The organism is Wolbachia endosymbiont (group B) of Schoenobius gigantella (assembly GCF_964031005.1).
Classification (GTDB): domain Bacteria; phylum Pseudomonadota; class Alphaproteobacteria; order Rickettsiales; family Anaplasmataceae; genus Wolbachia; species Wolbachia pipientis.
In genome coordinates, this window is record NZ_OZ035002.1 from 500213 (window position 1) to 524976 (window position 24764).

Sequence of the window (24764 nt, forward strand, 5' to 3'; positions counted from 1 at the left end):
ACAACTTAAAACATGTATTGGAAAACTTTAAGTAATATGCAGCAACAGTAGAAGAACGTGCGCCAAAAATTTAATAATTTTATAGGGCTTATGCACTTAAATTTTTTGCAATATCAAGTGCAGCGTAAGTGAATATTGCACTTGCACCCGCACGTTTGAAACCAATCAAAGATTCATAAATCACCTTGTCATCATCTAGCCAGCCATTATTTGCAGCAGCTTTTATCATTGCGTACTCACCGCTTACTTGGTAAGCAAAAATCGGAAAATTAAACTTATCACTTGCTGTTTTGATAATATCTAAATATGGCATACCTGGTTTAATCATAATAAAATCTGCACCTTCATTTATATCCATTTCAATTTCGCACATTGCTTCGTGCGCATTTTTATAATCCATTTGATAACCACTTTTGTCTATAGAATGTGATAGCCCACATGAACCAACGACTTGCCTGAATGGAGCATAGAAGCTAGAGCAGTATTTCACTGCATAAGATAATATTAATACGTCTTGAAAGTTGTTATCATCTAATGATTTTCTGATTCTTCCTACTCTACCATCCATCATATCAGAAGGAGCAACTATATCACATCCTGCCTTCGCTAAAGCAAGTGCTTGCTTACACAGTACTGATATAGTTTCATCGTTTTCTACATCCATCTGATTATCTTTTAAAATGCCGTCATGGCCATGAATAGTGTATGGATCCAGTGCAACGTCTGCAATAATACCAATTTCAGGTACCTTTAATTTTACAGCACAAATTGCTCTGCAGATTAAGTTGTCAGAATTATATGCTTCTTCAGCGTTTTCAGATTTTAGTTTACTATCAACTACAGGAAAAATTGCAACAGCATTAATTCCTAAATCTTTAGCTTCCTTAACTATAGACACTAATCCATCTATTGAATAACATTTTACGCCTGGTAAGCCAGAAATTGGTTCAGTTGTTTCTTCTCTGTCATGAACAAACAGAGGAAGAACCAGATCATTTACTGATAAACTATTTTCACTTGTTAAATTGCGAACCCATTTGCTCGAGCGCCTGCGTCTTAATCTTGTATTTGGAAAATTAAACATTGGATCCAGGCAAGTTCCCAGTAAAGAGCAACACCCCTGAAATGAGTATCACCCAAAGCACCGATATTGGTAGAAATACTTTCCAACCAAGGCGCATTAGCTGATCATATCGATAACGAGGTATTGTTGCTCTAATCCAAATAAATATAAACAAAAGTATAACTATTTTCAAAATGAACCAAATTAAACCTGGAATTTTGTAAAGTAAACTGAACTCCAGCGGCGGATACCATCCTCCTAGAAAGAATATCGTCATCATAGCACTTGCTAGAATCATATTTGCATATTCTCCAAGAAAAAAGAGGGCAAAAGGCATGGATGAATATTCAACGTTATATCCAGAGACAAGCTCTGCTTCAGCTTCTGGTAAATCAAATGGGTGACGATTAGTTTCTGCAAGCAAAGAAATAAAAAATATTATTCCTATAGGCATTAGTAGCAAATCAACCCAAAATGGCATATTGTGTTTCGCTACCACCATCTCTCCAAGATTTAATGTTCCAGTGGTAATAACGACTGCAGCAACTATTAAGCCTATTGAAACTTCATATGAAATCATCTGAGCAGCCGACCGTATAGCGCCAAGGAATGCATAATTGGAGTTGCTTGACCAGCCTGCAATAATCACGCCGTATACTCCCAGCGACGATATAGCTAGCACGTAAAGCACTCCAACATTAATATTTGCTATAACCTTAGGAATAACTACTTGCTGGCCATTTTCTACAATTACTTCAGCACCAAACGGTATAACTGCCCAGGCAATTAATGCCAAGATAAAGGTAAGCATTGGAGCCATAATGAACAGTATGGTGCTCGCTCTAAATGGTATTATCGGCTCTTTAATCAGTAGCTTAATAGCATCTGCAAATGGCTGCAATAGCCCAAAAGGTCCAACTACACTCGGGCCGTGCCTTAGTTGAATTGCAGCAAGGACCTTACGCTCAAAGTATGTCAAATATGCAACTGAAAGTAGTAGCGGTACTAAAATAAATAAAATATTAACTAGTGTGTTCATAAAAAGCTTTAGTACAATCTGCCATTATTTTTGAAGCGCGACTTATTGAATCCGTCATATAAAAATTACACTCCTTTAAAGTAAAAGGTGTATCACTTAAATTTATTTTACCATTGCTAATTGGCACCCATGTGTTTTTTATCACTTGATCAGCATTTCTAAACTGTGGACCGATAGTATCTAATTTTTTTCTCACGTCAAATAAACTATCATATGGTAAGGAGAGATCCAAATATTGCGAGAGATTTTTAATAATTAACCAGTCCTCCTTTGCTTCACCTGGAGGAAATACAGCTAAATTTGTTCTTTGCACTCGACCTTCAGTGTTTACATAAGTTGCATATTTTTCTGTATATGCAGCACCAGGCAAGATAACATCTGCCACATGTGCACCCTTATCACCGTGATGACCTTGATAAATTACAAATGTGTTTTCTAACTTTAATGTGTCAATTTCATCTGCACCAAGAAGATAAACAACTTCTATTTCACCACTTTCTGCATGTTCCAATATTTGATTAATATCCCTTTCGCCTTTTTTAGGAACAAACCCAATATCTAGCCCACCAACTCTTGCTGCAGCTTTATGCAGCACATTAAAGCCATTCCAGTCATCTCTGACCATGTTAAATTCTTCTGCAATTTTGCCAGCTAGAATTAGAATTGATTCAGAATCGTCTCTTACTAATGCATCTTGACCGATAATCAGCATAGGGCTCTGAGCAGCACTCAGCAGCTTACAGAACTTATGATTTCCATTTGCTATTTCACTCAAAATATCAGGATTATCGCCCAATTTCTCAACATGATACAAATATTCAATGTTAGGACCAACACTTGCAACAGGAAAGTTGCCCTGTAAATATCTCTTTCTCAATCTTACGTTAATGATCGGTGCTTCTATCCTTGGGTTTGTATTTATAAGCAGACACAAATCCGCATTCTCTATACCTTCAATAGTGGTATTGAACACATACGATCCACGATTATTTGGTATAAGTTTTGCACCATCCTGCCTGCAATCTATATTTCCCGAGCCGAGCTTCTGCATCATTTCTTTAAGTAGAAGCATAGACTCACAATCTGCTAAATCACCTGCAATTGCAGCTATTTTATTTGATTTTGTATTCTTTAATTTCTTTGCAGCAACAGTTAATGCCTCATTCCAATCAACTGGGGCTAATTTACCATCTTTTTTTATATAAGGTCGATCAAGACGCTGAACTTTTAGTCCATCATAGGCAAAGCGGGTTTTATCTGATATCCATTCTTCATTTACCTCTTCGCTCAGCCTTGGTAATATCCTCATAACCTCCGGGCCACGATAATCAACTCTAATTGCGCTACCCACAGCATCTAGCACATCTATAGTCTCACAATGTGATAGCTCCCATGGACGCGCTGTAAAGGAGTAAGGCTTTGAAGTTAAAGCTCCTACCGGGCAGAGATCTATGATATTTCCGGATAATTCAGAACTAATATGCCTTTTTATGTAAGTGCTAATCTCTACATTTTCTCCCCTTCCGATTCCTCCAAGTTCATTTGTACCTGCAACATCAGACAAAAATCTAACACACCGAGTGCAATGAATGCATCGATTCATCGCGGTCTCAATCAGTGGTCCGAAGTGTTTTTTTGGCACAGCCCTCTTATGCTCATCAAGTCTGCTGGTTCCTTTCCCATAAGCCATCGTGATATCTTGCAAATCGCATTCACCACCCTGATCGCAAATTGGGCAATCAAGCGGGTGGTTAATTAGCAAAAACTCAAGCACACCTTCACGTGCTTTTTTAACCTTAGGGGTATCAGTGTGAATAACCATCCCTTCTGCAACTGGCATTGCACAAGAGGCTACTGGTTTTGGAGGTCCACCCTCCACTTCAACCAAACACATTCTGCAATTACCAGCAATTGCTAAACGCTCATGATAACAAAAACGTGGAATTTCAACGCCCACGACTTCACAAGCTTGAATTATAGTGAGCCCATGCTCTACTTCACATTCCTTAGAATTAATAGTAACTTTAACCACAACTATTATACAGCTTCCCACTTTATAGGATTGCCGCTTACCTCATCTTCAACCAGATTGCCGTTGTCATATTGAGCAGACATATAATTCATGCGCGAATCACGATCTATATATCTAACAGGTTTTACCGGTTTATCTTTATACATTTTTTGCTCAGCTTTCTTACGCTGAGTAGGGTTATTTTTACTAGCTGTCTTTGCTTTCCCACCTGCTGCCATATAAACTCCTAAAAACTTTTCATTCTATTTTAACACTTAAGTATATAGCGTCAATATTTAATAACTTTAAAATTTCAATAGATCTCTTATTATAATCATTTTACAATCATTGTTTAAATAAAAAGTTACCCCTTGATGCCATTCCAGCGCATGACGCACAGCTGTACGAACATTGCAATTTGCAGGCAATTTGCGTGGCAGATTCAAGTAGCTGACACTGGTTTCCATCCAAGACAGCAGTAGCCCTTTCGGTGTTATTTCAGTGCTTGACACTGAAATCCAGGATTTTGATTGGATACTGAGTTGGTAAGCATAAAAGTGTAGCTAACGCGAGCTCTACGTCATCCCGCGATTTATTCGCGGTATCTCAAAGCATAGATCCCGCTGCGGGATGACGATTGTCGTTTAGCTATAAACATTAAGAAATTTACCAAACGAAAAAAAAGGCAAAAGAAGCCCTGGGGTTATTATCCGCTTTAAAATATTGGCGTTTTTTATGTTTTAAACGCTTGACAAGCAAGATTAAGCTGCTTTTAATTGCAACTAACTTACGCTGCAAATGTTTAAGAAATTTACTAAGCAGAAAAAAAGACAAAGAATCCCCGAGTTAGCTAGTCTTTTACTATCTCTGTCGAGTATTGGCATTTTTTGATGTCTTGTAACGCTTTATAAGCGCGTTCAGCTTATTTAGATAAAAATCTAGATGTAGATGAAGTTTTGTAAAGACATACAGTATCTATATACTGCAAAAAATTGAACATAAGACGCCGATACATTAAGTAATCCTTACCTTTTAATCTGCAGATTGGCGAAAGCAAATACAATAGCTTCAATTTTATGATAAGGGGGCTGGCGGAGTTTGTCAAGGAAGTTTTTTCGTTTCTAACGATTGTTAACATGCTGCAAAAAACTATGCAAGAGGTCTACCACTTTATTAGGTATTTGTGCAGTTATTGGTGTTATCAAGATACTCCCTAATCTTCTTCAAGTCCTCCCAGGCTAAACGTTTTTGTGCCGGTTGGCGAAGTAGGTAAGCTGGATGAAATATAGCGGCTGTGGTGATTGAATTGGACAAATATTGGTTAGTGTACGTATGAAATCTACCACGCAAATTCGATATAGTTTTTGTGCTGTCAAGAAGGCTATAACATGCGATTCCCCCGACCAAAATTAAAATTTGTGGTGAAACTAGTGCAACGTGTTTTTCGACAAATGGTCTGCACATATCAAGCTCTAGGTCGGTTGGCTTTCTATTGCCAGGTGGACGCCAAAATACAGTATTGCTTATGTATACCTTAGTGCGATCAAGATTGATTGCATTTAACATTTTATCGAGCAACATTCCACTTGCACCACAAAATGGTATGCCTTGAAGGTCTTCATTTGCTCCTGGAGCTTCACCAACGAGCATAACTTTTGCGTTTGGATTACCATCGGAAAAGACAGTATTAGTTGCAGTTTTTTTTATCTCACAACCTTCAAATGATTCAACTGCACTTCTTAGTTCATCCACACTATTACATTTGCTTGCAAGTTTCCTTGCTTCGATTATCCAGTCACTTGGAAACATGTCTTTTCCATCTTTAGTGTCACCCCAGCGCGTATCTGCATCTTTCTTCTTGGTCCCAGTTTGGATAACAGAGGGTTGTACACTCTCTTTGCTCTCCAATTTTTTTTCCTCTTCACCCTCTGTTAGTGTGCAATCAACGCCCACTTCATGGTAAAATTTTAATAATTCTAGGTCTTTATTGCTCATAATGCTTTTTAACCTTTTGTGCTTTTTTCATGGCCATATCATACTTTAATTTAGATAAATGTCTAATATATAATATGCCGTTTAAGTGATCTAATTCATGCTGAATACACCTTGCAAGCCAACCACTAGCTTTTAGTGTTTGTTCTTCATTATCTAAGTCTTTATATTTCACAGTTAGATACTTTGGACGCTTAATTTCATGACTTTGCTCTGGAATTGAAAGGCATCCTTCCTTGAGAATTACTTGTTCATCGGATAATTCTGTAATCTCAGGATTAATCATGTAAAATTTGCCAGTTGAGCCATATCCTGCTGGCTCATTTTCAATCGTTTCTAGCTGAATATCCATAACAAAAATTCTCTTTAACACTCCAACTTGCACTGCAGCAAGGCCAAGACCTTCTGCATCATACATAGTTTCGAACATGTCGTTTACTAATTCTTTAATTTTATCGTTTATATCTGTTACTTCACTGGCACGTGTGATTAGTCTTTCATCAGGGGCAATTACAATTGGTAATATGGACATAAAAATTATAATTCTATGTTTTGCTTTTCCTTTTGTCCAGAATTTAGTGTATATTAAAATGTTGCTATATCTATAATAGAAATATAAATTATTAAAGGAAGCTACAATTTAAATGAAATTGCGTAATAAGGTTAACTAATGTACTCTGCAGTAATAGCAAAACCAAAGAGAAATGTTTTTGCTGTTTTAGACATAGGTACAACAAAGATTATTTGTCTAATCGTTAAGATAAATGGCAACTTCAGCTATAAAGTAACAGGAACGGGTTATAAGATTGCAGAAGGTGTAAACGGTGGATCAATAACTAATGTAAAACACGCAAATTACTCCATCTCATCAACTATAGGTTTAGCTGAACAAGTATCAGAAGAAACCATAGATCAGATATATGTGAACATTGCTGGATGTGGCATCTCATCTTTCAATGTACATAATGAAATTATTGCAGCTAACCATGAGATTTCTGAGCGTGATATAAGACGTGTAGTTTTTCAAACATTTGAGAAATATATTGAAGACAATGTTATCATTCACAATATACCACTAAAATATCACTTAGATGACATGACTGACATAAAAGAAGTTGGTGGATTGTACGGAAAAAGACTATCTGCTGATGTTAATGTTGTCACTGCTTCGCGTCCAGCGCTTACCAATATTGAAAACTGTATTACCAATAATGGTGGATTAAATATGGCAGGTTGTATTGCTTCTGCATATTCTGCAGGTCTTGCCTGTCTGAGTGGAGATGAAAAAGAGCTCGGGACTGCTATTGTTGATATAGGCGGTGGGTGCACTGCAATTGGAATTTTCAAAAGAGGGAAACTTGTGTATGCAAGCAGCGTTCCAATTGGTGGTGTTCATATCACTCGAGATATTGCTTACGGGCTATGCACAAGCATAGAACGTGCAGAGTATATAAAAATACTGTATGGCAGCACTATCGTAACTTCAATAGATGAGAATGAGTACATTACAATGCAAAACAACGAAAATGATGAACCTACTCAAGTATTCAAATCTGAGCTTATTAACATCATAAGACCAAGAGTTGAAGAAATACTTGAAATGGTAAGAGAGCAATTTCAAGAGCAGAAAGATCCAATTAATAAAGTAGTGATCACAGGTGGAACTAGTCAACTCACAAGCATGAAGGAAATTGCAGGCTATATATTCAATAAGCAAGTTCGAATTGGGTGCCCTGAGTCTTGTAGCGGTCTTGATGGCGAATATGATAAAAATCCTGTATTTTCTGCTGCTATAGGCTCTATAAAGCTAATAGTTGACACTTTTTATAAAAATAATTCTGGTATTTTAGGTCAGGATGGTAAAATGAGTAAATTGTATAATTGGGTTAAATCAAAAGTTACAGTCTAGATTTCTGTTTTACCACCTTTCATACAAATGACTTGACACTAGGATCCATAGGGCTTATTTTTATAATATGTAAAATTATTATGTTTATGTACTTGCGAGTAAGCGTACCAATTACAATAAGACATGGAAAATATGAACATAACTATACACTCACAAGAAGATTTTGAATTTATGCGCAAGGCTGGCAGGCTTGCTGCTGAAACTCTTGATTTCATTGCACCGTACGTAAAGGTAGGGGTGACAACTAATGAATTAAATGATCTATGCCATGACTTTATAATTAATGCAGGTGCAATTCCAGCACCACTAAATTATAGGGGGTATCCAAAATCAATCTGCACCTCAAAAAATGCCGTTGTGTGCCATGGTGTTCCTGATGATACACCGCTTAAAGATGGGGATATTTTGAATATTGACGTTACGGTGATTTTAAATGGCTGGCATGGTGATACAAGTCGCATGTTTTGGGTTGGCAAGCCATCAATAAAAGCAAAACGTTTATGTGACGCTACTTATAATGCGTTGATGGAAGCAATCAAACAAGTTAAGCCCGGCAATAAGTTAAATGAAATAGGGCTTGCTATAGAGAAATATATTAGAGATTTTGGATATTCTATCGTACGCAGCTACTGCGGACATGGTATAGGAAAAGTCTTTCATGCTCCACCAAATGTAGTGCATTTCTATGATCAAGATGAAGATCTTGTCTTAAAGGAAGGTATGTTTTTTACAATAGAGCCAATGATTAATGCTGGAAAACATGAGACTCTGCTCAGTAAACTCGATGACTGGACAGTAACAACACGCGATCTTTCACTTTCTGCTCAATTTGAGCATACACTTGGAGTAACAAAAGATGGTGCTGAAATATTCACATTATCACCTAAGAATTGGCATTTCCCACCTTATAATTAGATTTTTTTAAATTCTGCTATACTGCAACTATACTTGGTTTACTTTGGGTAATTTTGAAGAAAGCTCACCCTTAATTTGCGATATAGCAACTAGCCCAATTAATGCACAGAAAATCATGTAAAAACTAGCTGAAGTCTCTTGTCCTGTAACCTTGATAATTGTTGTGCATATAAATGGTGCAAGGCCGCCAAAAAATCCAGCAGCTATATTTCTTGATAAACCAAATCCACTGTACCGAACCTTTGTTGGAAATAATTCGCACATAAGTGCACTGACAGGACCAAGCGATGCAGCTATTGGAATTATAAAAGAATGTGTGCCAGCAAGTAATTGCCACTACATAACATTGAAAAAACTGGATAACTCACTATTACAAAAGCTATAAATGCAAATTTCATAACTTTTTCTCTTCCTACCTTATCAGAAAGTATTGCAAACAATATTGTCAATCCTCCGAGCGCAATTTGACTCAGTATTTCCACTATATGATTAAAATGAGTATTTACTGTTAATATTTTATTCGTAAGCACATTGAAAAATACCAAATATATATAGAGAGACGCATTTTCAACCAAGTCAATACCTATTGATATTAGAACAGGCTTTTTGTAATTGTTTAATAACTCTTTTAGTGGCAATTTAGACGGATTTTTTTGTCTTTTATACTCTGGGCTTTCATCAAGTATATATCTCACATATATGCTAATTAATCCCATTGCTAAACTGAAAATGAAAGGTAATCTCCACCCCCAAGATTCAAAATCAGATACTTTTTTGCATATGAGTACCGCTATCAGGCTTAATACTGAACCAAAAATTGCGCTTAATACTTCAATGCTGCCAAAAAATCCTTTTTTGTTTTTAGGAGCATGTTCTATTAAAAATGGTGCATTTCCTGCTTCTCCTCCAAGGGATATACCCTGCAATAGCCTTAAACAAACTACCAGAATTGATGCTAGTATTCCAATGCTTTGATAACCTGGAACAAAAGCAATTAATACGGTTGATAAAGTCATTAATATAATCGAGAGCAATAAGGCAACTCTTCTGCCATGTTTATCACCAATGTGACCAAATATAGCAGCACCGACTGGTCTCATTAAGAAACCCACTGCAAACACTCCAAAAGCCTTCAATACGCTGGTTAGTTGATCATCCGATGGAAAAAACACACCACCTATTATGTTTATTAAGTGGCCAAAAAGCATGTGGTCATACCACAATAAAGTGTTACAAATCAAACTTGAAAATATTACTTTTGTTATTTGCTGCATAATTTCCCTATAGCCTGTTTGATCTTATATATAAAAAAAAATGTGAACGTTATGTGAATATTATATTAACAATATTAAACCTTGATTTTAATATTATTGCTCATATATTCCGATAAGATACCATATTTTGGCAAGAAAATCTATGTACATAAATAAAATTGATGTGAAGAGTAGAGTAGAGTAGGATATCTACACCAACTGTACTTAAATTTTTTGATATGACACACACTCCAGTTTTGTTAAAAGAGATGCTATCACTACTATCACCGCAGGATGGTGGCATATACGTGGACGCCACATTTGGATCTGGAGGGTATAGCAAAGCAATATTGGAGTCAGCTGATTGCAAGGTATATGCAATTGATAGAGATGAAACGGTAACTAAGTTTTATGATGATTTAAGCGTTAGATATCCCGATAGAATAAAACTATTCATTGAGAAGTTTAGTAATATTAAAAGTATACTAAGCAGCGTTGAGCCATCTCCTGTCATCCCAGTACTTGATACTGGAAAAAATAACTGGTCACGCGCTGGAATGACATCAAACGGAGTGGATGGAGTGGTCTTTGACATCGGAGTTTCATCTATGCAGCTTGATAACGGAGATAGAGGGTTCTCATTTTTACATGATGGTCCACTCGATATGAGCATGGATAACTCTTCTTATATAAACGCTTCAACGTTTGTTAACGCTTTACGCGAAGAAGAAATCGCAAATACTATATATAACTACGGAGGCGAACGTCATTCTCGCAAAATTGCAAGAGCAATAATAAATGCACGGAAGAAGAAAACTATCAAAACTACATTTGAGCTTGCGGATATTGTACGTTCCGTGGTATTTCGTGGAAAAAGCAAAATTGATCCTGCAACCAGAACATTTCAGGCAATCAGAATATGGGTAAACGATGAGCTGGAAGAACTTGAAAAGGGTATTAAAGCTGCATCTGAGATTTTAAGTGAGAATGGCAAATTAATTGTCGTCACCTTTCATTCCTTAGAAGATCGTATAGTCAAAACTTTTTTTAAAGATTTATGTGCTACTGATTGCAAGACATTCTCTCTGCTAAATAAAAAAGTGATCGAAGCAAGTATAGAAGAAGTAAGTGCAAATCCGCGTTCACGCTCAGCAAAACTAAGAGCTATACAGAGGTTGTCGTGAGAACTTTCTGCATCATCTCAATAGTTATGTTTTTTCTTAGCATTGTAGGACTATTTAAGGTAAAATTACATGTTCAGTCGTTAAATAGAGAGCTAATAAAAATAAAAAGTGAAATTAATTTAGTACAAAGTGATATGAAAGTTTTACAAGCAGAATGGAGCTATTTGAATAATCCAAAAAGACTTGCAAGCCTTGTAAAGAAATACCTGAAAAATAACTCTTTAATACTGGCTAGCCAGGTTAAAAATCTTGACTCTCTAAATGGCCGCAGTGTGCTAGCACAACTTAAAATCCATGATCAACAGTGAGATTAAGTCTTATTTTTTACAGATGAGCACATCACAATAAAACTTACTTTGTATCCGTTCAGGATAGCGGCAAGGTAGTATAACCATAGAGTAAAAGTGAGTTTACAACAAATGGTGTCATCCCAGTGCTTGACACTGGGATCCAGCCTTTCCATAATCATCAAAAACATTGTATTTTAACGTAAAACAGCTATTTTTATGCTTACCAACTTAATAAAATTCCTGGATCCCAGTGTCTGGGCACTGGGATGACAAAGGAGAGCAGTGTCAGCTACTTGCATAACACCATTTGTTGTGCAACTTACTTTAGTATGAAATTGCTTGCGTAAGATTTTGGCAGCCTCTTAACATTTTTTGGCATTTCAATTATGTATTTAATGTTGCGTTTTTTTGCGTAGAATACTGCTTTTTCAAGAGAATCAAACTTTAATACAATCTGTTTTTTTGGATCTTTTGAGCCAACCCACCCCATCAAAGGTTCAATGTAGTAAGAGCCAGATTCAATTTTTAGGTGCCAGAAATTTGTATTACCTAAACCAGATTGTGTTGCAGTTCTTGTTGGTTTATAAATCCTAAAAACTACTTTATCGTCAATGCCCATAGTTCTTGTTAAATAAGCTTAAATATATATCTAAATAAATCCTTTCACAAACAATTAGTATGAAAGAATGAAGTTTGAAATAAATATTTTTATGTTATATTATTGTTAAATTATATTAAAAGGATTAGCTGAATAGGAGTAACCGATGACGCAACAGGAAATAGTAACAATTAATGCAGAGTTACGTGATATAACAAAAACAAAAGCGATGCATTCTCTAAGGAAGAAAGGAAACATCCCTGGAATCATATATGGAAAGGGCCATGATAATGTAAATTTGACATTGTCTGCAAAGGAATTCACAAAGCAATATAAGTCAGGCTCTCTTTCTGCACATTTGATAGAGCTGAATATTTCGGGCAAAAAGGAATATGCTCTTGTTCGCGATATCCAATTGCATGTAGTAAAGGATACTGTGCAACATGTTGATTTTCAGTTTGTTGATAAAGGCAGTGAAATTAAAATAGACATACCTCTATCATTTGTGAATGAAAGTAAAGCTCCAGGAATCAAATTAGGTGGAGTGCTTAATGTTTTGTGTCGTTCTATTGCTGTTAAATGCTCTCCTGATAAAATACCTCAGGTTATTGAAGTTGATTTATCCGGTAAAATGATTGGCCAATCTATACATATCAATGATGTAAAATTACCAGAAGGTGTTAAGTTTGTAGCTCATGAAGAAGAAAATTTTACCATTGTTACAATTTCTGCTGCCGATAGTGACGTTGAAGAACCTCAAGCAGAAACAGAGGAATAGTGCACCTGATAGTTGGGCTTGGTAACCCTGGTAGTCAATATGAGTTAACTCATCATAATATCGGCTTCATCGTAGTTGATACAATTTGCAAATATTGGAATTTCCATTCGTTCTCTAAAAAAGCCGATTATCTGATAACCTCTGGCATAATTAATGATAATAAAATTATGTTAATAAAGCCTTATTCATTTATGAATAATTCAGGCATCCCTGTTGCAAAAATACGAAACTTTTACAAATTATCGCTAGATAATATCGTTGTCATACACGATGACGCTGATTTGGAACTTGGAAGAATAAAAGTAAAGAAAGGTGGTAGTTCTGCTGGACATAATGGACTTAAATCCATAGATAGTTTTATTGGCAACGATTATTGGCGCTTGAGATTTGGAGTGGGTAGACCTGAAGATCAAAGAAGCTTAGCAGATTATGTGTTATCAAAATTTTCAAATTTTGATAATGTTACTCCCTTAGTGGAAAAAATAGCAAAAAATATACACTTAATGCTGCAAGGAGATAATACAGCTTTTATCAATTTGATTGTATAATATTACGAAACACAGGAAGTGTATGGTCCCAGAGTGTGATGGTGTGGATTTAGTATGAACAATTCAGGAGATTTTGTCCACTGTAAAGATATAAACTCAAAAGGTGTAAGACCCTTAAGAGTTTTGAGTCTTTTAGCATAATTGTAGGCCATAACAAAGTCATAAAGATGCTCTTTGAGTTGCTGGTGAGACTGATAGTAATACTTCTTAACAGTGGCATTCTTTAAAGTTTTGTTCATACGCTCAACTTGCCCATTTGTCCAAGGATGGCTAACTTTTGTTAGACGGTGTTCAATGTCATTTTCTTCACAAGCTCTATCAAATATATGTTGAAAAGCGTATTTATGGCGTTTTTGGTTGGTAAATTGTACACTGTTATCTGTCAAAATAGTGTGGATTTTATATGGTAAAATTTTAATCAAATTACATAGAAACTCAGCAGCTATAGGTTTTGTAGCACTTTTATGCAACTCAACATACGTAAATTTGGATGTTCTATCTATTGCAACAAACAAATATAACTTTCCTTCTTCTGTTCTGACTTCTGCAATATCAATATGGAAATAGCCTATAGGATATTGTTTGAATTTCTTTTTTGGTTTAACTTCGCCATCAACATCTGGTAGTCTGCTAATGCTGTGCCTCTGTAAGCAACGATGTAGACTAGAGCGAGTCAAGTGTGGGATTGAGGTTTGCAAAGCGTAGAGACAATCATCTAATGGCAATAGAGTATGCTTACGAAATGCAACAATTACAGCCTCCTCTTCTAAAGTTAAAACAGTTGATCTTGCATGCTTCGGACCCATATCAGCGTCTTTGGCAAAAGACCGTTTTCTCCATTTAATGATAGTTTTTGGATTAAGGTTATAGTACCTGGAGAGTTTTGCTATGCTCTCTTTACTATTTTGTATTGCTCTACGAATTGTCTCTGTTGTTTTGGCGCACCCATGTAATATTTGTCCCATAATTCCTCCTTTGATGGTATTGTTTTCTCATATTTTATCATACCATCACACTCTGGGACCATACATCCCCCCCTCCCCCCCTAATTCCTATATCAAACCTTTCTTTACTAGATTATATAGTCAATATAAAAAGCCATATAAAATTGCTTCCACTGCTGCCATGAGGAAATTGCTTATTCTTGCTAACTCTTTAGTCAGAGATGACAGGGTTTTTACTGAGGAATATAACTCTCTGTCTGTTTCTATCTAAGAGCCAGTATAGCTGTGGATAAGCACGTTTATACAGATAAAAGTACTTATCCACAGCTACATCAATTTTTCTATTGACTTTTAACACAACTGCTGAACAGATACATTCGTCATCCCGCTACGTGTTAGCGGCCAAGATACCGCGGCGGTATGCCGTGGGAAACCTGACTTGCATTAGCTATAAAATAGTGATTTATATAAATCCCATAGCATGCCGAATGAAGCTTTTTTTGAGGAAATTTGAATTTTCAACTGCAATCAAGCCAAGATTTCTTAGTGCTTTAGCGCAGAATATTCTGTTGGAAAACATCCTATTTAATCCATCAGTTGCAAGCGCCATTGTAAAATTATCAAAGTATCTGTTACGTGAAATTTTCTTTAATAAATAACTACTGCCAACATCAATACCAGATGCTTTTGCGGCAACTACGTGCTTTATAATACTTTCTACATCTCTAATTCCAAGATTAAGCCCTTGACCTGCAACTGGATGAATTGAATGTGCTGCATCGCCGATAAGCAAAACTCTACCCTTATATAACTTTTTTGCGAAAACAAAACTTAAAGGATAAAGTTTTCTTTCACCCTCTAATTTTATCTCTCCTAAATAAGAACCAAATCTTTTTTTAAGCTCTATAATAAATTCTTCTTCAGACAGATCCATTAGCATTTTTGAAATTTCAGATTTTTCTGTCCAAACTATCGAAGAAGTATAGCCACCCTTCATCGGTAGAATTGCAAATGGACCGCCAGGGAAAAAACGCTCCACAGCTAAGTTTTGGTGATGCAGTTCATGCTTTACATTAAATACTATGCTACTTTGTTTATAGTCAAATTTCACTGTCGGTATAGAAAATAACTCTGGTAATTTAGAGTTTTTGCCTTCAGCACAGATAAGTAGCGATGATATTAATTCCTGGTTATTATCAAGAATCACTTCCACATATCCTGAATCACAAGCAATTGTTTTATAGGAATGTGGAGAGTATATATTCAGTTTATTTAGAAAATTATTGTTGATTGCATTCCATATAGTAGCATTGTTGATAACATAACCCATTGGCTCTTCGCTAACCATTTTATGATTGTAATGCACAGTAACCGCATCTAATATGCATATATCAAGTATTGGCTCAGCTTCACTTTCCACAAACTGCCAAATCCCTAACTTTTCCAATATTTTTTTCGAGCCTTGAGAAATAGCAAATGCTCGATTATCATCTACTACACGTGGTAGACTATTTTTTTCAATCACAGCTACAGACACAGAGTCACAACTGAGGCCAATGGCAGTAATAAGACCAAGTAACCCACCACCTGAAATGATTACATCATAATTCATTTTATTTACGCTAATTGTAAAATTATATTTTATCTGTTTTGAAAATAGTTTAAACAAACTTTATAGACAAAGACCTATAGCTAACCCAAGAAAGGTTTCCCTACGTCATACCGCGATTCATTCCATAGCTGTACGAACATTGCAATGTGGCACATAGTAAACGATGTCATGAAAGTAGCTGACACTGGAATTCAGAAAAAAGGATGATGTTATTCCAGTGCCTCTATGATGTCATCCCAGTGCTTGACACTGGGATCCAGCTTTTTCATAATCATCAAAATGTTGTATTTTAACATAAAACAGCTACTTTTATGCTTACCAACTTAATAAAATTCCTGGATCCCAGTGTCTGGGCACTGCCCACTGGTGGCCCAAACTACAACGTTCGTACAGTTGTGCGCGGTATAGATTCCGCTCACTAGTAGCGGAATGACGGTTTTTCAAATTGTCGGTAAACCTAAGCCACTTTAGCTATATCATCTTGAGAACACCTAAAAGTAAACTTCTGTAATAAAATGTTAATTACTTCATGCTAAGATAGATCTTATTTTATTAAAGGTATTAGTTTATGACTACAGATTGCAAAGCAAAAATGTTAAATTGCATTAGTAAGTACAGAGAAGAACTTGGAGAAAACAAAGCAGCAATCAAACAAACTTTAACTAATGATAAAATCAATATAAGCGATCACTTTTACCAGGGTGATAAAATCTGCAACGAAGAAATATTTAATGTAGGAGGCGAGTGTCAAGATACAAAACATGGTAACTCAGAATATACGTATGATGACTGGAAGCAAAAAATTGAAAAATCTCATGCTAAAGATTTGCTAAAAATGCTACAAGATAAAGCAAAAGACAAAATATTAAAGAGTTTTGAAGATTATGAAAAGTATCATGAAAATGCTGTTGAAGCTATAAAAAGAGAATTAGACATAGATTCGAAATTAAAGGCAATATTCAGAGAAAAGCAACAACCAGAAACTGATGAAACTCGAGCATATTATGACATTATACGAGGTTTGTATGAAAATGGAGACATGGATTCTCAATTAAAGTGCAGAGATCTTGATTGTTTTGATAGAACAATAAAGGATAATCTATCCCAAAAACAATCGGAATTAACTAATATAAAGAATAACTTTTTAGATGATACACAAAACATCTTTAAATATATTCAAGTTGAAGATAATATTTGATAGACGAATATCTATTTTATAGTAAAGAGGACAGACGAATTCTTAAAGTCTCTTTGCGTAAAGCTGTGTTTTTTTTAGAATTTTACAGCTATGCAATGTTTTACTGTTTCCAAAGCAATATCTTTATAAATTTTTGCCAAATCCTCACTTAACATTAAAGGATTTCCGCAATCAGAAGCATGGCATATTTGTGGATCTAGAGGAACTCTGCCTAGAAGTTTGATGCCCAGCTCCTCAGACATTTTTTTTGCACCGTCTTTTCCAAATATGTATATTTTTGAGCCGCTTTGAATGAAATAACTCATATTTTCTACAATGCCAATAACCGGTACGCTGAGCTTTGTAAACATATCATAAATTTTGCGAGCATCGATTAAAGAGAGCTCCTGTGGAGTTGAAACTATTATCGCCCCAGTTAAGTTAAAATTTTCCATAAGACTTAAATGCACATCGCCAGTTCCAGGTGGTGTATCAACTATCAAATACTCTATATCGGACCATTTTGTTCCCATTAGCAGATTATAAAGTGCTTTTGTAATCATAGGTCCGCGCCATATTGCTGCACGATCTTTATCGATAAAATAGCCAATTGAAATAGTATGCAGTCCATACTTTTCTATAGGCATTGCTTTACTATCCTGTATTTCTGGCTTTAATTTTTCAGCGCCAAGCATTTTAGGAATTGAAGGACCATATATATCTGCATCAACCAGCGCAACTTTGTGTTTTAACTTTGCTAATGAGAGAGCAAGATTTAGCGCAACTGTGGACTTGCCCACACCGCCTTTACCAGAGGCCACAACGATTATATTTTTCACTCCTTCGATATGTAATTTAGCTTTTTGTTGCCCAGTTTGTTTTTGACAAGTAGCAACCACGGTCACTTTTGTCACCCCCGGTATAGCTTTAACAGCTTGCTCACAATTTCTTCTTAATTCTTCATTTGCTTGCGTGTTACCGGCAACTTCAAGCACAAAACCAACATCTTGACCTTTAATAATAATTGAGGATATTATGCCAAGAGCGATCACATCTTTACCGCTTTTTTGCTCTATGACTTTTTTTAAGTTCTCTCTTACAATTTTTTCGTTGATCATTAGCCTTTTAGGTGATTTCTTCCTGAAGTCGTTTAATCTCAGCTTGAGGAAGGCCGGTTGTCTGAGAGATAATATCAATAGAGATGTCAGCCTTAAGTAGGTTTTTTGCTACTTCAATCTTTCCTTCAATCTTTCCCTCATCAAGTTTTTTAGCGAGGATGCCTTCTTCTTTCCGCAGATCCATTATTCTTTCTTCATATGCTACTAAATCTTTTTCATTCCAGCTAAACCTGTCTAATTCATCGTAGGCTAACTTTATTATTGGTGCTTTTTCTGCTATTTTCCTTAAGTCTTCTTCCGTAGTTTCATCTGCATATTGTTGTCTAAGTGAAGAAGGTCGCCCCTCCTCACTCGACTTCAAAACCGTACGTGAGACTTTGCGCCTCATACGGCTTCTCTCCAATTTGGAGCTTTTCATGCACACCTCCTGTGTAATTCATCGTGACAATGTCCATGTAACAAAGATAAGTTTTTGATCATGTTGTTTCGTCTATTCCGGTCTTTGTGATGTATTTCTATTGTATCATCACTTTTAAACCATAGTCTACAATTATCACATTTACTTTGTTGTAACTTCAATAGTTTTATTACTCTTAATGGCTTATCTGGTATTTTTCTCAGACGTTTACCCCAATAAACCCAATCACCATCATATGGAGATCTGGTTTTTTGCACTTTGATATGTCGTTTAATAACATGATCGCTGTGTATAATAAAATGTATCTTGTTACTTGTCATAAAACGCCAGTTATCGTTATTATACTTTTTAAAGTATTTTCTTTTTATCCAGCATTTCCCTTTGTTTGGGTGCCTAAAGACTGACCTTACCCAGAAAAAGTGGAGAGAAAGAAAAGAGTTTTTTTGGGTAAAATAAAATTTTGGAGGATTAGAAATGGTAAGAGAATATACGGCAGAATTCAAATTGGAAGCTGTTAAACTGGCAAATGAACAAAGAAAGGCAGGTCAAACAATTACAAAAATAGCAAGAGATTTAGGAATAAAGGGTGGTTTATTAGGAAAATGGATAAAGAAACACAACGAAAAAAAGTCGGCGGCAAATGCATTTCCAGATGTAGCACCTTATGACAAAGAGAGGTTTGATTTACAAAGCAAGAGTAACAAGGGAAAGAGACATTTAAAAAAAAGCCCTGGCCAGTCAAAAAGAGTAAAATATTTTTTTATATAGTAACTGCTATAAAGTACAGGAATTATGTAGGATTTTCTGCTAGTGGCTACTATAAGTGGACCACAAGAAAAATAAGCAGTAGAGAATCAGCAAATAAAGAGCTACTCGAAGCTATTCAAAAAATATATCAAGTTTCTAAATGTAGATATGGAGCTCCTAAAATTCATGCTGAATTGAAGGCTTTGGGTAAAAGTTGCAATTTGAAAACGGTGCAAAGTATTATGCAGAAAAATGACATCAGGGCTATACTGAGAAGAAAGTTTAAAATTAAAAAACAACAAACAGATAATAGAGCTGTAGCTCCCAATATACTAGATCAAAACTTTATTGTTGATCAACCAAATAAAGTATGGGATTACTTACATCAAAACCAAGGAGGGATGGCTATATTTGGCAGCAATAATTCTCACGTATGGTAGTTAATGAGTAGTGCAATAAATAAACAATTGGTTATGAACTCTTTATTAATGGCCATTAATAGGCGTAAACCTGTTAAAAATCTACTGCTGCACAGTGACCAAGGTTCACAATATACTGCGCAAGGGTATCAATATCTCTTAGCTGTAAAGAATATAGATGAGTAATAAAGGCTGTTGTTACGACAATTCTGTTGCAGAAAGCTTCTTTAGCTCATTGAAAAAGAGAAATACTTATTGATACTTCACAACACTCTGCTCAACAAACTAGAACTGCAATATTTGAATACATAGAAATTTTTTATAACAAACAACGTCACTATTAACTATTGCATTCCAGAACAATTTGATGCATCATTCTTTTTGTAAAAAACATTCCACACTTTCTCTCCACTTTTTCTGGGTAAGGTCACTGACTCAATACCCAGTCAATATCCTTTCCACCAGTTCTTTTACTGCCGGTACGTAGCCATTCTCATAAAATGGATCTTGCTTAAATTTGTACACATTGTGCCCGGAAAACATGAGTTCGTTCTCAATATCACCATCGTGTATAACGTTTTGCAGTGTTTTTTGTATGCAAAAACTACGCGGATCTGGCTTTCGTCCTGTTGAATGGTCACCATGATCTTTCCAATTGCTAAACAAACAATGGCTCAAACATCCCATACAATTGATTTGATCTTCTCTTATTTGTTTAAATTTATCTGGCGTCACAAAAATAACAGTTGAATCTGGGGTTTTCATTGCTTTTGTGTACCCTGCTTTAGTCCATGTATTTGCCAGTTCTTTGTCTTTTGCAGTAAGGTAGATCTTCCTACCTCTGCTACCCATTGCAAATTCACTATTGGATTCTTCGCTGGCATTTTCTGAAAAATTTACTTGATGTAATTTTCGTTCCTGTAACTCACGTATAAAATTATTCCTCACCGCAGATGAGTAAAACCCTGTTGGACTGAATTTATTTAAAAATACATCACCTTCTTCTAAAGTGAGTAGCTTCTTTTTCCACTCTGCAGAAATTGGGCTTTCTTTCGTCAAAAGTGGACGAGTGCCAAACTGAAAAGCTATTGGTCCAATTTGCAGATTGTCAAACCAATGTTCCCAATCTTTCAAATGCCACACTCCTCCTGCCATAACAATTGGTGTTTCTGAAAGACCGATCTCGTTCATGAAAGATCTAAGCTCTGCAACTCTTTCAAATGGAGCCTGTGGTAGCTCTGGGTCTTCACTGTTACTCAGTCCATTGTGCCCTCCAGCAAGCCATGGATCTTCATACACTACTCCACCAAGCAAATAGGAAGATATTCTTTGGTAAGCACGCTTCCATAATGCTTTAAAAGCACGCACCGATGAGATAATAGGGTAATAATAAACCTGATATTTAGCTGCAATTTCTCCAAGCCTATAAGGCATACCAGCACCGCAGGTAATACCATGAATCAAACCTTTCGCTCCTTCTAATATGCCATGAAGTACGCGTTCTGCTGCTCCCATCTCCCAAAGTACATTCATGTGTATTCTTCCATGACCTTTTGATATTTCATTTGCTATTCTTGCCTGACTAATTCCAGCTTCAATACTATACTCAATCAATTCACTATGCTTTTCATTTCTTGTTTTGCCTTTATAAATTAGTGGCACTAACTCGCTATTATCATCAATAAGCTTAGCATTTGCACCAGAAAATGTACCCACAGCATCTGCTGCAGCAAATGCTCCGCTTGATCTCCCATCACTAACTGCAATGCCTTTACCACCTTCGATGATTGGCCACACTTCCTTTCCTGAAATTACTATCTTTTTTATCTTATTTTTCAAAACTTCCTCGCAATCTTTCACTCTATTTTACTTAATTACTAAAAAAATGATAGCTGTTTATTTTTTCTTGTATCATTAAAGCTTCTGTAGCTACTCATGCTGTTGTAGTTTGAGAGCAGTTCCCATCGGAAGGGTGTCATTCCAGTGCTTGACACTGGAATCCAGTTTTTGATCAAAAATGTTGCTATAGTGCACAATCAATTTTCCTGGATCCAAGTAGTCTGGGCTACTTGGATGACACCATAGGGGGCTACTTGGATGACAGGGGAGGGAGGCTGCTGGGATCCTGACAACCGTCATCCCGCTGCTTGTTAGCGGGATCTAGAGATACCGCGGCGGTATGACGTAGAGCTACGTGTTTAGGTTTAATGAATCCACTATATCTTTTACTTGAGAAAAAACATACTCTTTGCTTACACTGGTATCGATAATAAAGTCACTCATCTTCCTTTTCTCCTCAATAGATAACTGAACATCGGAGATTAGATTAAGCTTTTCTTTATCTATGTTGCGTTCGTTAAGTCTTTGAGCTTGCACAACGCTATCTGCATGAACAAAAACAATAAGGTCGCAATATAAATAAAATTTTGTTTCTAATAGAAGTGGCACATCTAAAACTAAAAGTTTTCTATCGATCTTTTTTTCCTTGGCAATAAAAAATTCTAATTCACGCAGCACAGCAGAGTGAACCAAAGATTGAAATTGTTTCCAATTTTCATCGTAGGCTAAGAAATATTTAGACAGTACTGTTCTATCTATTTCACCATTTACTACCACTCCAGGAAAATTTTTCTCTGCATAACTTATTATGCTTTTATCCACTTTATAAAGTTGGTGTACAACAGAATCAGCATCAAATACAACAGCACCAAACTCTTGAAAGCAATTAGCTACAAAGCTCTTTCCTACCCCAATTCCGCCTGTTAGACTTATAATCATATAACAAAATACATTCGACTTCTTTTGAAACTATAGCTAAGGTTTCTCTATATATATTAACTAGATTTTCTAGATCTCAGTGTCAAGCACATAACTATACGAACATTGCAATTTGTAGGTGGTGTTATTCCAGTCTGGAATCTAGCTTTTATGTTGTATAGTGCACAATCAATTTTCCTGGATCCAAGTAGTCAGGGCTACTTGGATAACACCCTACTTAACCGTCATACCGCCGCGGTATCTCTTAGCCACTAACACGTAGCGGGATGACGATTGTCGATAAATCTAAGTTACTTTAGCAACAGTTATTCTCCACTAAATTACTCTGAATTTTGGTTATATTATTTGCGGATTTCACTGCTGAAATCTCAAATTTTGAGCTTGTGTTCAAAAATGATTCAACTGACCTGCCAAAAAAATCATATCTCCATCCCTTGAATAATTTATCTGTCTGTCCAGATATTGACCCGGTTAACTCATCTTTTGAAGAAACTAATTTCCTTGATATGTTACTTTCTTTACATTTACTATCTAAAATAATTGAGAGTATATCAAGTACAGATTTGTCATAATTACTCGATAAGGTGTTGTTTTGCTGCATCCAATTTCTCTCATTTTCATTAAAAATATTCACAAACTCTAGTAAATCCGCATCTTTTATATTTTTTGTATTCCTCTTGAGATCATCTAAAATCTCATCAACATGCTCTACATTTTTTTCAATAAAATCAGCTATTACAGCATTATTGATTATTTTATTACGGTTCATATTATAGCGCTGTGCTAAGGTTTCTTGCCACTCACTAACTGCTTTAACAGTTAGTATCAATCTTGGATTTACTTCATAATTAAATTTAATCCTCTTCCATGCATCTTTTGGGCTATGTAAATACTTATTTATATCAACTATTGATTCCATCTCTTCTTGAAACCAACCCATCCTATTATTTTCTTCAAGTTTATTGCACAATATTTGGTATAGGTCATATAGGTGTACCACGTCGTTTACTGCATAATCTAACTGATCTTCGGACAACGGACGCCTTAACCAATCTGAATTTTTAGCTTTAATTTTATCCAGTGCTATTCCTTGATATTGCTCCACTACTTTTGAGTAACCAATAAAGTCATGATAATAATGACAAAACATAGCAGCAACTTGGGTATCAAAAATGGGAGTGGGAATACATTTAAACACAGTGAGTAAGGATTCTATATCCTGCCGGCAGCTATGAAACACTTTGGTTATCCCCTGATTTAGCATTATTTTCTTAATGAATGATAAATCAATTTCTGGCACTAATGCGTCTACAATAAAACTCTTCTCTCCGTAAGAAATTTGAATTAACGATAATTTTGGGTAGTAGATTAAATTATTTCTAATGAACTCCGTGTCAACTGCTATAAATTTCGGCTTTTTTGCTATTAACTCTTCACATGTATTCTCCAGTTCTGATGTTGTACTAATTAGCATATATTTTTTATTCAGTGGATTTATTTTATAATTTATATTAAATTTTTGCAATTAATGACTTCTTGCAGAACTTTCTATCACTCATTGGCATCACACAAATAGCCTTTTCCATCCCAATCCCAGTGCTCCTTTTTTTGTCATCCCAGTGCCCTGACTACTTGGATCTAGCAAGCTTTGCTTGCAAATAAGTCTAATACGCGTCGCGTTTTATGCCAAAACACAATTGGAGTTACATGCAAAATAGATCCCAGACTGGGATGACAAAAAAAGGAGCACTGGGATGACAGCAGTCCTACGTCATACCGCCGCGGTATCTCTAGATCCCGCTAACAAGTAGCGGGATGACGATTGTCGTTTAGCTATAAATATTAAGAAATTTACCAAATAAAAAAAAAGGCAAAAGAAGCCCTGGGGTTATTATCCGCTTTAAAATATTGGCGTTTTTTATGTTTTAAACGCTTGACAAGCAAGATTAAGCTGCTTTTAATTGCAACTAA

General features: G+C 35.8%; 21 protein-coding genes and 3 pseudogenes. 8 read left to right on the forward strand and 16 right to left on the reverse strand.

What is annotated here, in order from left to right; genetic code table 11:
* Positions 1-88 precede the first annotated feature (88 nt).
* From hemB to def, 6 genes are all read right to left on the reverse strand, one after another.
* Positions 89-1084, reverse strand: coding sequence for a porphobilinogen synthase (hemB, locus tag ACQH2O_RS02440; protein WP_425385271.1), 996 nt, complete (start codon positions 1082-1084; stop codon positions 89-91).
* Positions 1077-2102: an NADH-quinone oxidoreductase subunit NuoH gene (nuoH, locus tag ACQH2O_RS02445; RefSeq protein ID WP_038199678.1), complete on the reverse strand. Its 1026-nt coding sequence runs from the start codon at positions 2100-2102 to the stop codon at positions 1077-1079. The genes hemB and nuoH overlap by 8 nt, the downstream gene beginning before the upstream one ends.
* Entirely contained in the window at positions 2086-4134 is a 2049-nt protein-coding gene (gene nuoG, locus ACQH2O_RS02450) for an NADH-quinone oxidoreductase subunit NuoG (RefSeq protein ID WP_425385272.1), read from the reverse strand. The genes nuoH and nuoG overlap by 17 nt, the downstream gene beginning before the upstream one ends.
* A gap of 5 nt (positions 4135-4139) precedes the next feature.
* Positions 4140-4352, reverse strand: a complete 213-nt coding sequence (locus ACQH2O_RS02455; protein ID WP_006279675.1) for a hypothetical protein — start codon at positions 4350-4352, stop codon at positions 4140-4142.
* A gap of 934 nt (positions 4353-5286) precedes the next feature.
* Positions 5287-6108 carry a uracil-DNA glycosylase gene (locus tag ACQH2O_RS02460; protein ID WP_010082207.1) on the reverse strand — a complete coding sequence of 274 codons (822 nt, stop codon included), beginning with the start codon at positions 6106-6108 and terminating at the stop codon, positions 5287-5289.
* Positions 6098-6637: a peptide deformylase gene (def, locus tag ACQH2O_RS02465; protein ID WP_010962405.1), complete on the reverse strand. Its 540-nt coding sequence runs from the start codon at positions 6635-6637 to the stop codon at positions 6098-6100. Before def ends, ACQH2O_RS02460 begins: the two co-directional genes overlap by 11 nt.
* A gap of 138 nt (positions 6638-6775) precedes the next feature.
* Between def and ftsA the strand changes: the two genes are divergently transcribed.
* Positions 6776-8014 carry a cell division protein FtsA gene (ftsA, locus tag ACQH2O_RS02470; RefSeq protein ID WP_010962406.1) on the forward strand — a complete coding sequence of 413 codons (1239 nt, stop codon included), beginning with the start codon at positions 6776-6778 and terminating at the stop codon, positions 8012-8014.
* A gap of 132 nt (positions 8015-8146) precedes the next feature.
* A complete protein-coding gene (map, locus tag ACQH2O_RS02475; protein WP_095742848.1) occupies positions 8147-8929 on the forward strand; it encodes a type I methionyl aminopeptidase in 783 nt (260 codons plus the stop codon).
* Between the two features lie 27 nt (positions 8930-8956).
* Here the strand turns inward: map and ACQH2O_RS02480 are convergent.
* A pseudogene (locus ACQH2O_RS02480) lies at positions 8957-10203 on the reverse strand (MFS transporter).
* Between the two features lie 218 nt (positions 10204-10421).
* Between ACQH2O_RS02480 and rsmH the strand changes: the two are divergent.
* A complete protein-coding gene (rsmH, locus tag ACQH2O_RS02485) occupies positions 10422-11366 on the forward strand; it encodes a 16S rRNA (cytosine(1402)-N(4))-methyltransferase RsmH (protein WP_425385273.1) in 945 nt (314 codons plus the stop codon).
* Positions 11363-11674, forward strand: coding sequence for a cell division protein FtsL (gene ftsL / locus ACQH2O_RS02490; protein WP_010962410.1), 312 nt, complete (start codon positions 11363-11365; stop codon positions 11672-11674). The genes rsmH and ftsL overlap by 4 nt, the downstream gene beginning before the upstream one ends.
* Positions 11675-11975: 301 nt before the next feature.
* Here the strand turns inward: ftsL and ACQH2O_RS02495 are convergent, their stop codons facing one another.
* Positions 11976-12275 carry an ETC complex I subunit gene (locus tag ACQH2O_RS02495; protein WP_425385274.1) on the reverse strand — a complete coding sequence of 100 codons (300 nt, stop codon included), beginning with the start codon at positions 12273-12275 and terminating at the stop codon, positions 11976-11978.
* Positions 12276-12420: 145 nt separating this feature from the next.
* Here ACQH2O_RS02495 and ACQH2O_RS02500 point away from each other — a divergent pair, with 145 nt between their 5' ends.
* A complete protein-coding gene (locus tag ACQH2O_RS02500) occupies positions 12421-13032 on the forward strand; it encodes a 50S ribosomal protein L25/general stress protein Ctc (protein WP_010962412.1) in 612 nt (203 codons plus the stop codon).
* The gene (gene pth / locus ACQH2O_RS02505) at positions 13032-13580 is read left to right on the forward strand and encodes an aminoacyl-tRNA hydrolase (RefSeq protein WP_070356754.1); all 549 of its coding nucleotides are present in this window, start codon (positions 13032-13034) and stop codon (positions 13578-13580) included. Before ACQH2O_RS02500 ends, pth begins: the two co-directional genes overlap by 1 nt.
* 2 nt (positions 13581-13582) lie before the next feature.
* Here the strand turns inward: pth and ACQH2O_RS02510 are convergent, their stop codons facing one another.
* Complete coding sequence (locus ACQH2O_RS02510; protein ID WP_425385275.1) at positions 13583-14545, reverse strand: IS481-like element ISWpi4 family transposase; 963 nt, start codon at positions 14543-14545, stop codon at positions 13583-13585.
* Positions 14546-14987: 442 nt separating this feature from the next.
* Positions 14988-16136, reverse strand: a complete 1149-nt coding sequence (gene ubiH / locus ACQH2O_RS02515) for a 2-octaprenyl-6-methoxyphenyl hydroxylase (RefSeq protein WP_425385276.1) — start codon at positions 16134-16136, stop codon at positions 14988-14990.
* Between the two features lie 568 nt (positions 16137-16704).
* On the opposite strand from ubiH, the gene ACQH2O_RS02520 reads away from it, so the two are divergent.
* Positions 16705-17334, forward strand: coding sequence for a hypothetical protein (locus ACQH2O_RS02520; protein WP_010082230.1), 630 nt, complete (start codon positions 16705-16707; stop codon positions 17332-17334).
* A 74-nt stretch (positions 17335-17408) separates the two neighbouring features.
* Here the strand turns inward: ACQH2O_RS02520 and ACQH2O_RS02525 are convergent, their stop codons facing one another.
* From ACQH2O_RS02525 to ACQH2O_RS02535, 3 genes and pseudogenes are all read right to left on the reverse strand, one after another.
* Positions 17409-18431 (reverse strand): Mrp/NBP35 family ATP-binding protein, encoded by a 1023-nt coding sequence (locus ACQH2O_RS02525; RefSeq protein ID WP_010082231.1) that lies wholly within the window; start codon positions 18429-18431, stop codon positions 17409-17411.
* A gap of 7 nt (positions 18432-18438) precedes the next feature.
* Positions 18439-18750, reverse strand: a pseudogene (locus tag ACQH2O_RS02530) (hypothetical protein); the annotation flags it as partial.
* A 95-nt stretch (positions 18751-18845) separates the two neighbouring features.
* A complete protein-coding gene (locus tag ACQH2O_RS02535) occupies positions 18846-19169 on the reverse strand; it encodes an HNH endonuclease (RefSeq protein WP_022626216.1) in 324 nt (107 codons plus the stop codon).
* A 154-nt stretch (positions 19170-19323) separates the two neighbouring features.
* Here ACQH2O_RS02535 and ACQH2O_RS02540 point away from each other — a divergent pair.
* Positions 19324-20402 (forward strand): annotated as a pseudogene (locus ACQH2O_RS02540) (IS3 family transposase).
* A 48-nt stretch (positions 20403-20450) separates the two neighbouring features.
* Here the strand turns inward: ACQH2O_RS02540 and ACQH2O_RS02545 are convergent.
* The 3 genes from ACQH2O_RS02545 to ACQH2O_RS02555 all read right to left on the reverse strand — a co-directional run bounded on the left by ACQH2O_RS02545 (position 20451) and on the right by ACQH2O_RS02555 (position 24267).
* Positions 20451-21854: an NAD(P)H-dependent flavin oxidoreductase gene (locus ACQH2O_RS02545; RefSeq protein ID WP_425385277.1), complete on the reverse strand. Its 1404-nt coding sequence runs from the start codon at positions 21852-21854 to the stop codon at positions 20451-20453.
* Positions 21855-22205: 351 nt separating this feature from the next.
* A complete protein-coding gene (coaE, locus tag ACQH2O_RS02550; protein WP_006280338.1) occupies positions 22206-22793 on the reverse strand; it encodes a dephospho-CoA kinase in 588 nt (195 codons plus the stop codon).
* 295 nt (positions 22794-23088) lie between these two features.
* Positions 23089-24267, reverse strand: coding sequence for a ribonuclease D (locus ACQH2O_RS02555; RefSeq protein WP_010962422.1), 1179 nt, complete (start codon positions 24265-24267; stop codon positions 23089-23091).
* Positions 24268-24764 lie beyond the last annotated feature (497 nt).

What these genes read in the sequence shown, in the direction of transcription:
- hemB (WP_425385271.1), bottom strand. Translation starts at nt 1,084, where the DNA reads ATGTTTAATTTTCCAAATACAAGATTAAGACGCAGGCGCTCGAGCAAA.
- nuoH (WP_038199678.1), bottom strand. Translation starts at nt 2,102, where the DNA reads ATGAACACACTAGTTAATATTTTATTTATTTTAGTACCGCTACTACTT.
- ACQH2O_RS02455 (WP_006279675.1), bottom strand. Translation starts at nt 4,352, where the DNA reads ATGGCAGCAGGTGGGAAAGCAAAGACAGCTAGTAAAAATAACCCTACT.
- ACQH2O_RS02460 (WP_010082207.1), bottom strand. Translation starts at nt 6,108, where the DNA reads ATGAGCAATAAAGACCTAGAATTATTAAAATTTTACCATGAAGTGGGC.
- def (WP_010962405.1), bottom strand. Translation starts at nt 6,637, where the DNA reads ATGTCCATATTACCAATTGTAATTGCCCCTGATGAAAGACTAATCACA.
- ftsA (WP_010962406.1), top strand. Translation starts at nt 6,776, where the DNA reads ATGTACTCTGCAGTAATAGCAAAACCAAAGAGAAATGTTTTTGCTGTT.
- map (WP_095742848.1), top strand. Translation starts at nt 8,147, where the DNA reads ATGAACATAACTATACACTCACAAGAAGATTTTGAATTTATGCGCAAG.
- rsmH (WP_425385273.1), top strand. Translation starts at nt 10,422, where the DNA reads ATGACACACACTCCAGTTTTGTTAAAAGAGATGCTATCACTACTATCA.
- ACQH2O_RS02495 (WP_425385274.1), bottom strand. Translation starts at nt 12,275, where the DNA reads ATGGGCATTGACGATAAAGTAGTTTTTAGGATTTATAAACCAACAAGA.
- ACQH2O_RS02500 (WP_010962412.1), top strand. Translation starts at nt 12,421, where the DNA reads ATGACGCAACAGGAAATAGTAACAATTAATGCAGAGTTACGTGATATA.
- ACQH2O_RS02510 (WP_425385275.1), bottom strand. Translation starts at nt 14,545, where the DNA reads ATGGGACAAATATTACATGGGTGCGCCAAAACAACAGAGACAATTCGT.
- ubiH (WP_425385276.1), bottom strand. Translation starts at nt 16,136, where the DNA reads ATGAATTATGATGTAATCATTTCAGGTGGTGGGTTACTTGGTCTTATT.
- ACQH2O_RS02520 (WP_010082230.1), top strand. Translation starts at nt 16,705, where the DNA reads ATGACTACAGATTGCAAAGCAAAAATGTTAAATTGCATTAGTAAGTAC.
- ACQH2O_RS02525 (WP_010082231.1), bottom strand. Translation starts at nt 18,431, where the DNA reads ATGATCAACGAAAAAATTGTAAGAGAGAACTTAAAAAAAGTCATAGAG.
- ACQH2O_RS02535 (WP_022626216.1), bottom strand. Translation starts at nt 19,169, where the DNA reads ATGACAAGTAACAAGATACATTTTATTATACACAGCGATCATGTTATT.
- coaE (WP_006280338.1), bottom strand. Translation starts at nt 22,793, where the DNA reads ATGATTATAAGTCTAACAGGCGGAATTGGGGTAGGAAAGAGCTTTGTA.
- ACQH2O_RS02555 (WP_010962422.1), bottom strand. Translation starts at nt 24,267, where the DNA reads ATGCTAATTAGTACAACATCAGAACTGGAGAATACATGTGAAGAGTTA.